This window comes from Vibrio sp. 2-1-2a (assembly GCF_032648565.1).
Classification (GTDB): Bacteria; Pseudomonadota; Gammaproteobacteria; order Enterobacterales; family Vibrionaceae; genus Vibrio; species Vibrio diabolicus.
In genome coordinates this window covers 144,606-156,581 of record NZ_WBOH01000006.1, presented here as the reverse complement: position 1 = coordinate 156,581, position 11,976 = coordinate 144,606, and the positions used below count along the sequence as shown (strand labels likewise).

Annotated in this window: 12 protein-coding genes; 3 read left to right on the top strand and 9 right to left on the bottom strand. The window is 45.2% G+C overall.

The genetic code is table 11. The features are described from left to right. The first annotated feature begins 349 nt into the window (after window positions 1-349). A complete protein-coding gene (locus F7Y48_RS17105) occupies window positions 350-1,192 on the top strand; it encodes a helix-turn-helix transcriptional regulator (protein WP_065645709.1) in 843 nt (280 codons plus the stop codon). 34 nt (window positions 1,193-1,226) lie between these two features. Here the strand turns inward: F7Y48_RS17105 and F7Y48_RS17100 are convergent, their stop codons facing one another. Next, the gene (locus tag F7Y48_RS17100) at window positions 1,227-2,003 is read right to left on the bottom strand and encodes a PTS sugar transporter subunit IIA (protein ID WP_164665831.1); all 777 of its coding nucleotides are present in this window, start codon (window positions 2,001-2,003) and stop codon (window positions 1,227-1,229) included. An 8-nt stretch (window positions 2,004-2,011) separates the two neighbouring features. Next, window positions 2,012-2,314: a PTS fructose transporter subunit IIB gene (locus tag F7Y48_RS17095; protein WP_005463048.1), complete on the bottom strand. Its 303-nt coding sequence runs from the start codon at window positions 2,312-2,314 to the stop codon at window positions 2,012-2,014. Window positions 2,315-2,581: 267 nt separating this feature from the next. Between F7Y48_RS17095 and F7Y48_RS17090 the strand changes: the two genes are divergently transcribed. Both F7Y48_RS17090 and F7Y48_RS17085 read left to right on the top strand, forming a co-directional pair. Further along, window positions 2,582-4,453 carry a fructose-specific PTS transporter subunit EIIC gene (locus F7Y48_RS17090; RefSeq protein WP_316685111.1) on the top strand — a complete coding sequence of 624 codons (1,872 nt, stop codon included), beginning with the start codon at window positions 2,582-2,584 and terminating at the stop codon, window positions 4,451-4,453. A 180-nt stretch (window positions 4,454-4,633) separates the two neighbouring features. After that, window positions 4,634-5,512, top strand: coding sequence for an NAD(P)-dependent oxidoreductase (locus F7Y48_RS17085; RefSeq protein ID WP_085344112.1), 879 nt, complete (start codon window positions 4,634-4,636; stop codon window positions 5,510-5,512). 166 nt (window positions 5,513-5,678) lie between these two features. On the opposite strand, the gene F7Y48_RS17080 is transcribed toward F7Y48_RS17085, so the two are convergent. From F7Y48_RS17080 to F7Y48_RS17050, 7 genes are all read right to left on the bottom strand, one after another. Continuing rightward, window positions 5,679-7,118: a catalase gene (locus tag F7Y48_RS17080; protein WP_316685109.1), complete on the bottom strand. Its 1,440-nt coding sequence runs from the start codon at window positions 7,116-7,118 to the stop codon at window positions 5,679-5,681. Window positions 7,119-7,407: 289 nt separating this feature from the next. Continuing rightward, window positions 7,408-8,025 carry a glutathione S-transferase family protein gene (locus F7Y48_RS17075; protein ID WP_006742223.1) on the bottom strand — a complete coding sequence of 206 codons (618 nt, stop codon included), beginning with the start codon at window positions 8,023-8,025 and terminating at the stop codon, window positions 7,408-7,410. Window positions 8,026-8,040: 15 nt separating this feature from the next. Further along, window positions 8,041-9,075 carry an NADP-dependent oxidoreductase gene (locus tag F7Y48_RS17070; protein ID WP_006742222.1) on the bottom strand — a complete coding sequence of 345 codons (1,035 nt, stop codon included), beginning with the start codon at window positions 9,073-9,075 and terminating at the stop codon, window positions 8,041-8,043. A 149-nt stretch (window positions 9,076-9,224) separates the two neighbouring features. Then, window positions 9,225-9,824 carry a TetR/AcrR family transcriptional regulator gene (locus F7Y48_RS17065; protein ID WP_046873784.1) on the bottom strand — a complete coding sequence of 200 codons (600 nt, stop codon included), beginning with the start codon at window positions 9,822-9,824 and terminating at the stop codon, window positions 9,225-9,227. 50 nt (window positions 9,825-9,874) lie between these two features. Continuing rightward, window positions 9,875-10,195 carry a N(4)-acetylcytidine aminohydrolase gene (gene yqfB / locus F7Y48_RS17060; RefSeq protein ID WP_005392475.1) on the bottom strand — a complete coding sequence of 107 codons (321 nt, stop codon included), beginning with the start codon at window positions 10,193-10,195 and terminating at the stop codon, window positions 9,875-9,877. Between the two features lie 64 nt (window positions 10,196-10,259). Beyond that, a complete protein-coding gene (locus tag F7Y48_RS17055; protein WP_005392476.1) occupies window positions 10,260-10,658 on the bottom strand; it encodes a VanZ family protein in 399 nt (132 codons plus the stop codon). 2 nt (window positions 10,659-10,660) lie between these two features. Then, entirely contained in the window at window positions 10,661-11,968 is a 1,308-nt protein-coding gene (locus F7Y48_RS17050) for an oligosaccharide flippase family protein (RefSeq protein ID WP_316685108.1), read from the bottom strand. Window positions 11,969-11,976 lie beyond the last annotated feature (8 nt).

Genomic DNA, 11,976 nt, shown 5'->3' with positions numbered 1-11,976 from the left:
ATATTTTTAAATTAGTGAGAAAAAGACTGTAGTGAAGAAAAAATGCATTTACTGGAGGATTGTAACCGACTCACTATATTGTGATTTAGATCGTTCATTAGACAAATCTAGCTGTATATCTGTGACATGATGGATAAGAAGCTAAACGATAAGTGAAATGTGGCTTTGCTCCCATTTGAAAAGGGATTTAGTGTTGTTGATAGAGTTTTTGTCACTGGAAATTTGATGCGTTAACTGGATTTTTGTAACATTAAAATGGAAGTGTGATTTTGCTCAATAGCACAAAAATCCAGTCCGGTGTATATCTATAGTAAATAGCATCATTGATGCATATATAGAGTGTGAGACAATGATTTTTCATGATTTAATTTCAGCGGTATTAAATGAAAGAGAGCCATTTCATAATATTTGGTTTGCAGGAGATTTTCATACGCCGCCTGAATTTAGCTATCAAGTTAATTTTCCTCGCCTAGAGTTAGTTCTGGATGGGGAATATATTAATGAAATGGAAAGCCATGATCGAAAAGTAACGCACATCGTTGCTAAAAAAGGTGATGCGATATTTATTCCACCTAACTGTTGGAATAAACCAGACTGGGATACCAATTGCTCAGTGTTAAGTATTTTGTTTGGGCGTCGACAACTTGGGTTAAGTTTGGTGAGTAAACACAAAGGTGAGGCAAACTTTTACGATATTCAAAAGCATAGCATCCAAACGCGTTCAGGATTTGCGATAGATAACATCTTAGAAGCGCTGAGCTCACTGGCTCGTGAGAATACTAAAAAACCAATGGATGAGCTTTTACTGCAAGCATTGCTGCAATACGCGAAGACGATGTTGGATGCGCCAGTCGAGCAGCAGTCACATAGCCGTGTGCAAGATCTCTATCAAGGGATCTGCATCTACATTCAAGAGAACTTCCATCGCCCAATCACGCGTGACAGCATTGCGTCGAGATTCAGTATTTCCTCGAACCATTTGTCGCGCTTGTTCCGTCAGCAGGGGCACATGACCTTGGCAGACTACATTACTTGGGTACGCGTGGATCGCGCGAAGTTTATGCTCAAGAAATACAACTTCAAACTCAATGACGTGTCAGTGCGCTGTGGATTTAAAGACGTGAACTATTTCTGCCGAGTATTTAAGAACCGTACAGGCAGAACGCCGACGGAATATCGTGGTTCGATTTAAGCCTTCAGTCAGAGAGCGTAAATCATAGAGAAGTTTAGGCAAGCAGCCTCGACATGGCGTACATCAGCAGCGCTTGTAAGTCGACGCTGCTTTTTGTTAGTAGTAGGCGTTCCGCCATTTGATCGGTAAGCAGATTTCGTGTGAGGTTAGTAGCCGCAATGATCTGATCTCGGGTCGGCCTTTCTGGCATCACCAGTGCTATAGCCAGATGAACATCACCCATCTTTGAAGCCCAATCCATCGACTTGTCATTTGCAATAACGGCAATGGAAATATGGTCAACACCTGAAAACATCACATGCGGTAGAGCGATCCCCGGAGTCACGCAAGTTGATGAACGTTCTTCGCGTTTAATAAAAGCAAGAATCAGTTCGTCGGGATGAATGGGGTGGATCAGCTGAGCTAATCCTTTAAGGCATTCAAACTTGGTGAGCGCGGTATGCGCTTTGGCGTAGTGCCATTTGATTTCACAAGGTGGGCAAATTTGCGGTAAACGCTCGGCCAGTTGGCTAGAAAACTCATAGTTGATATGAGATCCCACCACCGTAAAGTGTTCAGCAATCATGTCTTTGATGACGAAGCAGGCCAGCTCTGCGTCAATGCCAATCGCTGTGATTTGACACAAATCACCTTGTTGTAGGCCTGCTTGCAAAATCGCCACGGACTTGGTGAGTTCCGCAACACGATTTTGCGTTACATTAATGATATGTAAGGTACTTTTGAACTTCTTTGCCACTCGATTGAGTGGCTGAGCAAGGTGCGCACTGGCATTTGCATTATCGACGAAAAAGGTGATTTGGTATTCGTTCATCTGCAAATTTAGTCGCGGCAGTGGACGAGGAATACTTTGTCGACGTTCAGCAAAACCTCTTCAATGGGGATTTGAATTTTGCGCGTCCCTTCGAATCGGCCAGGTTGTTCTATCTCAATATCCGACACAATCAAAACCCGATCCGCTTGAGCGATATCGTGAGGAGTGAGCTGATTCTCTATCCCCATCGCACCTTGCGTTTCTACTTTAATTTGCACGTTATGTTTTGGCGCAGCTTTCATTAGTGCATCTGCCGCCATATAAGTATGAGCGATGCCTGTAGGGCATGCTGTCACCGCTACGATTTTCATGTTCTATCCATTTTATTTTTTGTGGATATTAGCACAGCCACCGCAGATTGAATTGATTTGAGCTGGATTAACGCAAGAGCTCTATCACAGTTTGAATCTCATGTTACATTAATCCAGTTAATGCACTTTTAGTCCTATATATCAAAGGGTAGGCACTGGTTAATCTATGCCCAAATAAAATGAGTAGGAACGCACACGAGCCAAGGGATCCTGTATCTCAAACTCACTTGGGTATATATTCGAGCGTGAATATTGGAAGGTAAAACAATGGACATCACAAACCTAATTGAGCTGGAAACGATATGTTTAGATCTAAAAGCTCAAACCAAAGATGAAGCGCTCAAAGAGCTGGTCGAGATGCTAGAGGCCGCCGGCAAGCTCAATAGTCAAAGCCAGTTCTTGGCAGATATCTGGAAACGAGAAGAGATCGGTAACACAGGATTTGATGATGGTATTGCGATCCCTCATGCCAAAAGTGATGCTGTAGCGAAACCGGCTGTCGCGGTCGGGATCAGCCGTAATGGGATTGATTATGGTGCCGAAGATGGCGAGCTGTCCGATGTGTTTTTTATGCTGGCGTCTCCAGATGGTGATGATCATCATCACATTGAAGTATTGGCACAAATTTCCACCAAAATTATCGAAGACGGCTTTGTTGAAAAGCTCAAACAGGCTCAATCGCGAGAAGAAGCGCTTGAGATGCTGACTGATATTCAAACCCAATCCAATGAATTTCTCCCAACTTCTTTAGAATTTACATCAGAACCCCTGAGCCCTTGGGCGCAAAAACTTGGCCGCATTAAAGAGCACTTGCTGTTTGGCACATCTCACATGATCCCGTTTATCGTTGCGGGCGGTGTGTTGTTGTCGTTGTCGGTGATGATCTCTGGTCACGGTGGTGTACCACAAGAGGGCATTTTGGCCGATATTGCCCAAATGGGGATTGCTGGCCTGACATTGTTTACTGCCGTGCTTGGTGGTTACATTGCTTATTCCATTGCCGACAAGCCGGGCCTTGCGCCGGGTATGATTGGATCTTGGATTGCGGTCAGTCATTACAATACGGGTTTTTTAGGTGCGATTGTGGTCGGCTTTTTTGCTGGCTTTGTCGTTTGGCTACTAAAGAAAATTCAGCTACCAGACAGCATGAGTTCGCTTGGCTCGATTTTTATTTATCCGCTAGTCGGTACGTTTGTTACTTGCGGCGCGGTGATGTGGGTGATAGGTGCTCCGATTGCCAGCGCAATGACCACCATGAACGAAGTGCTGACGGGCATGGCGGGCTCAGGCAAAGTAATGCTCGGAACTGTGCTTGGGGCAATGACCGCGTTTGATATGGGCGGCCCAATCAACAAAGTGGCGACGTTGTTTGCTCAAACCCAAGTGAACACGCAACCATGGTTGATGGGTGGGGTCGGTATTGCGATTTGTACGCCGCCATTGGGTATGGCACTAGCCACGTTTTTGGCGCCGAGTAAATTCAAGCGAGATGAACGTGAAGCGGGGAAAGCCGCAAGTATTATGGGGATGATCGGTATTAGCGAAGGTGCGATTCCTTTTGCCGCTGGCGACCCTGCACGAGTATTACCCGCTATTGTGGCGGGTGGCATCGTCGGTAACGTGATTGGCTTTATGTTCCACGTAATGAACCATGCACCGTGGGGCGGTTGGATTGTTCTCCCTGTTGTGGATGGAAAAATTGGTTATATCATCGGCACGATTGCGGGCTCTGTTACCACGGCGTTGATCGTGATTGCACTAAAGAAAACCGTCACCGAAGATGAAAGCTACACTGGTCATTCTCAAGTATATGGTTCCGTTCAAGGCGAAGGTGAGGCGGATGTTTTGGCGGTCACATCTTGTCCATCAGGAGTGGCACATACGTTCTTAGCGGCTAAGTCATTGGAAAAAGCAGCGTGTGCACTCGGCATTAAGATTAAAGTCGAAACCCAAGGCGCGAATGGCATCATCAACCGAATTACCGAGAAAGACATCGAGAAAGCGAAGTTTGTGATTTTTGCTCACGATGTGGCGATTAAAGAACCGGAACGTTTTCGAAAAATCCAAGTCTTGGATGTCAGTACCAAGGATGCCATGTTGAACGCCACGGCTTTGTTGCAAGCTCGTAGAGTGTCTTAACATTTAACTTCTGAGAAATGTCGCCTCGATGACCCTGATGAATGCTTTTGGTATTTACTCCGACATCGCGGTTCGCTTTTATTTGTGCCGCGAGTGAAGGATAAATCACGAGTAATGTTTTCAATTCTTTAGTAGCATGTTACAAAACATTTCAGTCAGGTGAATTAAGGGAAGCGTGCAATGGAAAAACAACGAGTAGCATTTATTGGTTTGGGTGTTATGGGTTACCCAATGGCGGGCTATTTGAGCAAAGCGGGGTATGAAACCAAAGTATACAACCGCACTAAAGCCAAAGCTGATAAATGGGCTGCAGAATACAACGGCATTGCGTGTGAGACACCGCGAGAAGCGGCAGAAGGTTGCGATATCGTATTTACTTGTGTCGGTAATGACGATGACGTGCGCAGCGTTGTATACGGTGAAGAAGGCATTCTAGTCGGTCTAAAAGCAGGCGCGGTACTGGTTGATCACACCACGACTTCCGCTGATTTAGCCGTTGAATTGGCCGATGCTTGTACCAAATATGGCAATCACTTCATTGATGCTCCGGTATCTGGTGGTCAAGCAGGCGCAGAAAATGGCGTACTAACCATCATGTGTGGTGGCGAGCAGAACATTTTTGATCGTGTGTCTCCAGCGATGGACGTATATGCAAAGCAAATGACGCTTCTGGGTGAAAATGGCCAAGGTCAACGTTGTAAAATGGTAAACCAAATCTGTATTGGTGGTGTGCTTCAAGGCTTGAGCGAAGCGTTGTTACTCGCGCAGAAATCCGGTTTGGATATTGAACAAGTAGTTGAAACACTCAAGCACGGTGCTGCAGGGTCATGGCAAATGGAAAACCGCGCCAAGACGATGGCGCAAGATAAGTTTGATTTTGGCTTCGCGATTGATTGGATGCGCAAAGACTTAGGCTTCTGTCTGCAAGAAGCAGAGCGAGTGGGTCTAGAGCTCCCATTGACTAAGAAAGTGGATGAGCAATACGCAGACCTTCAACGCGATGGTTTAGGTCGCATGGATACATCTGTTCTGATTAAAGCCGTCGCTAAGAATCAGTAGTAGATAAACAGTTCTTTAGTATCAAAGAGCTTGAAGAAATTTAAGTTGATCATGATCGTTCCCCTTGAACATTAGTGTGTGATTAACGAACTTGAATGAGGAGGTGCTTTGGGGCACCTCCTTTTTTATGTCTTCTTATCACAGCATTTGCTGGTGCAGTGTCCGTTTACTTGTTTAAGCCTAGCGCAATCTCAAGGCCTTTGCCGTAAGCTTCGTCCGCTTGGTAGGCGTGGTTAACGTGACGTTCTTTGATGAAGTCTGGCACACCATCCATTGCACGAGCGGTGTTGTCGAATAGAGTTTGACGCTGTTCTTCGCTCATAAGACGGAATAGGTCACCCGCTTGGCTGAAGTAGTCTTCGTCTACACGGTGATCGTAATGATCAGCATTGCCGTTGATGCGTAGAGGTGGCTCAGAGTAATCTGGTTGCTCTGCCCATTCTTGTTTGTAGTTTGGCTCGTAACCTAGTGTTGAACCAAAGTTGCCATCAACGCGCATTGCGCCATCGCGGTGGTAGCTGTGTACCGGACAACGAGGCGCGTTAACTGGAATTTGGTGATGGTTTACACCTAGGCGGTAACGCTGCGCGTCTCCGTATGCAAACAGACGGCCTTGCAGCATTTTGTCTGGCGAGAAGCCAATTCCAGGAACGATAGCTGCCGGGTTAAACGCGGATTGCTCAACTTCCGCATAGAAGTTTTCTGGGTTACGGTTCAGTTCAAACTCACCAACTGGGATCAGTGGGTAGTCTTTTTGAGACCATACACGTGTTAGGTCGAATGGGTTGAAGTTGACCTCATCCGCCTCTAGCTCTGGCATGATCTGTACGTACATCTTCCATTTAGGGAAGTCTTGACGCTCAATCGCTTCGTAAAGGTCGCGGTGATGGCTTTCGCGGTCTTTACCTAAGATCGCTTCTGCTTCTTGGTCAGTCAGGTTTTTGATGCCTTGCTGAGTTTTAAAGTGGAATTTCACCCAGTAACGCTCGTTTTCTGCATTGATAAAGCTGAATGTGTGGCTACCGAAGCCGTGCATATGACGGTAAGACGCAGGAATACCGCGATCACTCATAACGATCGTAACTTGGTGGAATGCTTCTGGTAGTGATGTCCAAAAATCCCAGTTGTTTGTCGAGCTGCGCATGTTTGTGCGTGGATCGCGTTTTACTGCGTGGTTTAGGTCTGGGAATTTTAGTGGATCACGGAGGAAGAACACTGGCGTGTTGTTACCAACCAAGTCCCAGTTGCCTTCTTCGGTGTAAAACTTTAGCGCAAAACCACGGATGTCGCGCTCTGCATCGGCGGCACCGCGCTCACCCGCAACGGTTGTAAAGCGAGCAAATAGCTCGGTCTCTTTACCAATCTCCGAGAAGATCTTCGCGCGCGTGTATTTGGTGATGTCGTGAGTCACAGTAAAAGTGCCGTAAGCGCCTGAGCCTTTGGCGTGCATACGACGCTCAGGAATCACTTCACGATCAAAGTGTGCCAGTTTTTCAAGGAACCAAACGTCTTGCAGGAGTTGGGGACCACGAGGACCTGCAGTCATCACATTTTGATTATGGGCGACAGGACAGCCTGCGGCGGTGGTTAATTTCTTATTTGTCATTTTTCTTCCCCTCCAGGGATCAATACCTTAGCAACTGCAGAGAAGATTATTACGGAAAAGCTGGAAGCAAAAACTGATACTGCTTATCAATTCAATAGGTGGGAACGATGATGAAAAGTAACTTAGAATCAGATTCTTAGCTGATTTTTATGATTGGTTTATTAACGTATTGGCGAAAAGGGTAAAAAGAGCACGCTGGCATTTGCATGAATTGCGCTTTGTTGACAAGGTTAATGTCGGAAATCGCCCCTTTGATATCGCTTTATTGATCATCAAAGGGGCGGAGTGATTAGGAGTACTTCACTTCAATTTGCTCAGCTTTTTCAAACGCTGGATGCGTTGCAAGTTGTTTTCCATAACGTTCAATATTCGGGAAGTGACCAGCCAAACCGAACTTATGCACGAGCTCGACAATAAATGACATCATGATGTCTGCGCCAGTTAAACGTTCTTCTACTAGGTAAGTTTTGCCTTCTAGCGATTGCTCGAAGTAACCCAGAACGTTCATCGCTTCTTTGTCAGCATAGCCTGATAGAAATTGAGTTTCGTTTGGCTCTTTGCTAATAAAGATTTTTAACAACATTGGTAAGATTGCTGAACTTTCAGCAAAATGCATCCATTGTAGGTACTCAGTGTGCGCCTTCGTTCCACGCTCAGGAGCCAACGCACCATCACTATACTTCTCAATCAAATATTCGGTCATCGCGCCAGATTCAATGATGAACTCGCCATCATCTTCAAGCAGAGGCGATTTACCGAGCGGATGAACGCTCTTTAGCTCAGGCGGTGCCATGAAGGTCACTTTGTCACGAACATAAGGCACGATTTCGTAATCCACATTTAGCTCTTCAAGTAACCAAATGATGCGCTTTGAGCGAGACTGATTGAGATGGTGAAGTTTAATCATTTATTTATCCCTTCCTTATAATGGGTCGTTAATCTGTACTACAAGCTTGCCGAAGTTCTTACCTTCCAACAGACCGATAAATGCTTCTGGTGCATTCTCCAGTCCTTGTACTAGATGTTCACGGTATTGGATCTTTCCTTCTGCCAACCATTGATTAATATCTTGCGCAAATTCACCGTAACGATGTCCGTAGTCATCAAAAATGATGAAGCCTTGCACCTTGATTCGTTTAGTCAGCAGCTTACCCATTAATAATGGAAGATGGTCGGTACCTTCAGGCAGTTCTGTTGCGTTGTATTGAGAAATTAAACCACAAAGTGGGATACGTGCGCTGGTATTCAGAAGTGGCATTACAGCTTCGAATACTTTGCCACCTACGTTTTCGAAGTAAACATCGATACCTTGATCACAGGCGTTTTTCAACTGTTCTGCAAAGTCGTCAGCTTTGTGATCAATACATTCATCGAAGCCAAGGACTTCTTTGGCGTAACGACACTTTTCTTCTCCGCCTGCAATACCAACAACTCGGCAACCTTTGATTTTGCCAATTTGACCAACAGTCGCGCCCACAGGGCCCGTCGCGGCCGCTACCACAATGGTTTCACCTGGTTTTGGCTGACCGATATCGAGCAAGCCCATATACGCGGTAAAACCTGGCATGCCAGCAACACCTAGAGCGTATGATGGGTTTTGTGGTTCTTTGCCAAGTTTAATCACCATCTCACCAGTTGAGATGGCGTAGTCTTGCCAGCCAACAGTGTATGCAAGAACCCATTCACCCGCTTCATAATCTGGGTGGTTCGATGCTTCTACCTGACAAACTGTGCCAGCGATCATTACGTCATCAACCGCAACAGGATCGGCGTATGACTCGGCATCGCTCATGCGACCGCGCATGTATGGGTCGAGAGATAAGTAAACGGTTCTCAGTAGCATCTCACCATCTTGAGGAGTCGGTTTCGCCACTTCTTCTAGACGAAAGTTTTCTTTTGTTGGTGCACCGTGGGGACGTGACGCGAGTACGATTCTGCGATTTGTTGCGTTAGTCATATTTATCTCACTTATTGATTAGACCGGTCGTCTAGTTTTGATTTCAAAATATCCCGCTCATAGAGCGGGAAGGTGTATTGTGCAATCACAGGAGTTATTACCAACTGTGAAACACATGTAGGGTGTTCATCTTACTTTTACGCTACCTACTATGGGCAAGTTCGCGTGTTTTGCAGTAGATGTTGAGTATAGGTCAGACTTTGCGTTAATGCTGCCTGATCTTGATACAGTTTGTTCAGCAAGCTTGCGCCGTTCCAAAGGTAGTATATCTGCCTTGCCAATAAAGCACTGTCACCATTTGGGATAGAGCCATCTTGAATGCCTACGTCAATGCAATCCGCCATTGCTTGAATGGTTTTGTCTGCACCTTGGCGTAACGCTAGACGCATGGGCTCTGAGAGATCGGAGACTTCCGCACTTAACTTGACCAACAAACATTTGTTCGCATTACATACGTCGTCTTCTACTTTGACCATTTCTTCAAAGTAGCTCATTAGGCGTTGGTAGCCATTCAGATCGGTATTGGTAAAGCGTGCGTTTAAACGCTCAAAATACTTAGTAAAGTAGTCTTGAATCATCGCTTCACCAAATTGTTCTTTGGATTTGAAGTAATGATAAAACGAGCCTTTCGGCACCGCGGCCTTTTTTAAAAGCTCTGAAAGGCCAACACTCGTAAACCCTCGGTTTACGATTAACTCGTATCCGACGTCGAGAATATGTTGGCGTGTGTCGTTCGTCTTTGCGTTCATGAAGCGTACTATAGAATGAATTAGACCAGTCGTCTAGTGTTTGTTGTAGGTTATTTGATTAGCTCGTACTCAATCACAAATAGCGTATCGGTGTTTGGGTAGATTTCTCGAATTAACTGCTTGAGTTTTGGTAGTTCGATGGCTTCTTGTTCAGCATGAAACTCATTGATATCTTCAAAGTTGAGTGGTTCTACAGAGCGTATTTTGATGTTGCAGACTTTACGATCCGTCTCTAGGGTAAAAACTTCGACCTCTGTATTTGGAACGTAGTGACTTTCTGATTCATCTCGAATCGTAATCGTTTTTTTGCCTGATGTGATCAACGGGGTTAAGAATTCAAAAAAGGTAATCTTGGTTGGGTGGGATGACATGATGTACTCGTTAGTCTGATTGTTTGGCGTAATTATATACCCAAATAACCTTGAGGTGCTTATTTCAAGAGAACGAGCGAGTGCGCAGGACGCGGATCAACTTGGCACTAAAGTAACCCGAGATAATGCCTATCCAGTTGGTACTGAGATCATCAAAACTAAATGAGCGACTTGGAATAAAAAGTTGGCTTATTTCTTCCATTGAAACGATAGCCAACAGCAGCAGCAAAAGGCGGATGCCAAAGACGTCGGCTTTACTTGAACTAACTAAAGAGGGAAAGGTGAAGACCGATAAAAAGCCGATCAATAAACTGAAAGTAAAGTGAAGCGTACTCGATCCACCTAAGTAGGTTTCCATTTGCAGGTAAGTGGCATGGTGTAAGTCAGAGCTTTTCCACAAAGAGAGTGAAGCCGTAAGCGTCAGAACGAAAACAAAACTTATCCGTGTCAGTATTGAAACCATAATTAACCTATTGGAAAGAAGCCTAAGTAACGTTTTACAAAGTACAACGCTGCTAGATTCTGAATTGCCATGCCAATTGCCATCGCCCATGCTGCACCAATAACACCGAACGTTTGGCAAAGCGCAATGAGCAAGCAGATAGAGATTGTGCCGGAGGAAATTGTAATGTATTTCATGGTTCTTTCGTGACCGCTCATGAGTAATAAAAATCCTACAGAGCCAGTCGCAACATTGACTAACTGCCCTAAAGACAGGACGACTAACAGTGGCGCAGCAGCAAGAAACTCTTCACCAAAAAAACGCATCACAAACTCTGGGAATAGAGTGCAAATAATCACGGGCACAATGGCCAAACCAACGTTGGCTCGGCAAGCTAAACGGCTCAGGCTTTGCAGTTTGATCATTTGGCGTTCTTTGTAGAGAGAGGCAAACATAGGGGCGACCACAAAGTTAATGGTAATCAGCACAAAGCCAATCAGTAGTGATGTACGTTGAGCTGCAGCTAATAGACCGAGTTCCGCTGTTGAGATAAAAAAGCCCGCAATGACAAGGCTTCCCCATTGAAGAACGTTCGTGAAGATACTGCCAATCCAGACTTGCTTGGCAGAAGCGACCATTTTTTTGTTTGGTACGAAAGCTGATGTCTGATACTGACCTGAACCTAGCCAATTAACACTGGATATTACCGCGACGCTCATACTCGCCAGAAGCAGTGCGGTCATCAGATTGTTTATATTTTGCTGACCGATATAGTCCAAGCCAAAGACAAAAAAGACCATCAACATACTCACGCCAAGCTGTAAAGCGAACAGTGATGACACGACCTTTCTACACGCTTGAAGCACACGACTGTTGGTCTGTGCAAGCACCAAAAACGGTATGCAGAACAAGCCTAAAGTAATCGCATGCATTGGCGATTGGGTCTGGTTTAGTTGTTCAGGAAACAGATTAAATCCTGCTAACAAAACGGCAATGGCTAGCAAGCAAAGCGCCATACTTCGATAAAGTGCCGTTTTATAGTTGTGGCTTTGTTGAAGTGTCTCTTTGTTGTTAAAGGCGATCGCATTGTAGCGAACTAATGAGACATCAAAACCTAGCTGAGAAACGATCGCGAGTAGTGAGACTAGGTTGAATAAAAAGAAAAATTGACCGGAAGTCGAAGCGTCACTGGCCTTCGATACAATCAGTGTCAGTAAAAAAGCAAATAGCGCACTCAACACACGCGTGATTGCGGTTTTCAATCCAGTAGATAGCAAGCTTTTTTTACCGCTGGGCATCAACAGTAATTTTTGTTGAATAGTGTGAAACATAGAGGTAT

Coding starts and splice junctions, on each gene's coding strand:
- F7Y48_RS17095 (WP_005463048.1), bottom strand. CDS start 2,314: ATGAAAATCGTAGCGGTGACAGCATGCCCTACAGGCATCGCTCATACT.
- F7Y48_RS17100 (WP_164665831.1), bottom strand. CDS start 2,003: ATGAACGAATACCAAATCACCTTTTTCGTCGATAATGCAAATGCCAGT.
- F7Y48_RS17105 (WP_065645709.1), top strand. CDS start 350: ATGATTTTTCATGATTTAATTTCAGCGGTATTAAATGAAAGAGAGCCA.
- F7Y48_RS17090 (WP_316685111.1), top strand. CDS start 2,582: ATGGACATCACAAACCTAATTGAGCTGGAAACGATATGTTTAGATCTA.
- F7Y48_RS17055 (WP_005392476.1), bottom strand. CDS start 10,658: ATGGTTTCAATACTGACACGGATAAGTTTTGTTTTCGTTCTGACGCTT.
- F7Y48_RS17075 (WP_006742223.1), bottom strand. CDS start 8,025: ATGATTAAACTTCACCATCTCAATCAGTCTCGCTCAAAGCGCATCATT.
- yqfB (WP_005392475.1), bottom strand. CDS start 10,195: ATGTCATCCCACCCAACCAAGATTACCTTTTTTGAATTCTTAACCCCG.
- F7Y48_RS17085 (WP_085344112.1), top strand. CDS start 4,634: ATGGAAAAACAACGAGTAGCATTTATTGGTTTGGGTGTTATGGGTTAC.
- F7Y48_RS17070 (WP_006742222.1), bottom strand. CDS start 9,075: ATGACTAACGCAACAAATCGCAGAATCGTACTCGCGTCACGTCCCCAC.
- F7Y48_RS17080 (WP_316685109.1), bottom strand. CDS start 7,118: ATGACAAATAAGAAATTAACCACCGCCGCAGGCTGTCCTGTCGCCCAT.
- F7Y48_RS17065 (WP_046873784.1), bottom strand. CDS start 9,824: ATGAACGCAAAGACGAACGACACACGCCAACATATTCTCGACGTCGGA.
- F7Y48_RS17050 (WP_316685108.1), bottom strand. CDS start 11,968: ATGTTTCACACTATTCAACAAAAATTACTGTTGATGCCCAGCGGTAAA.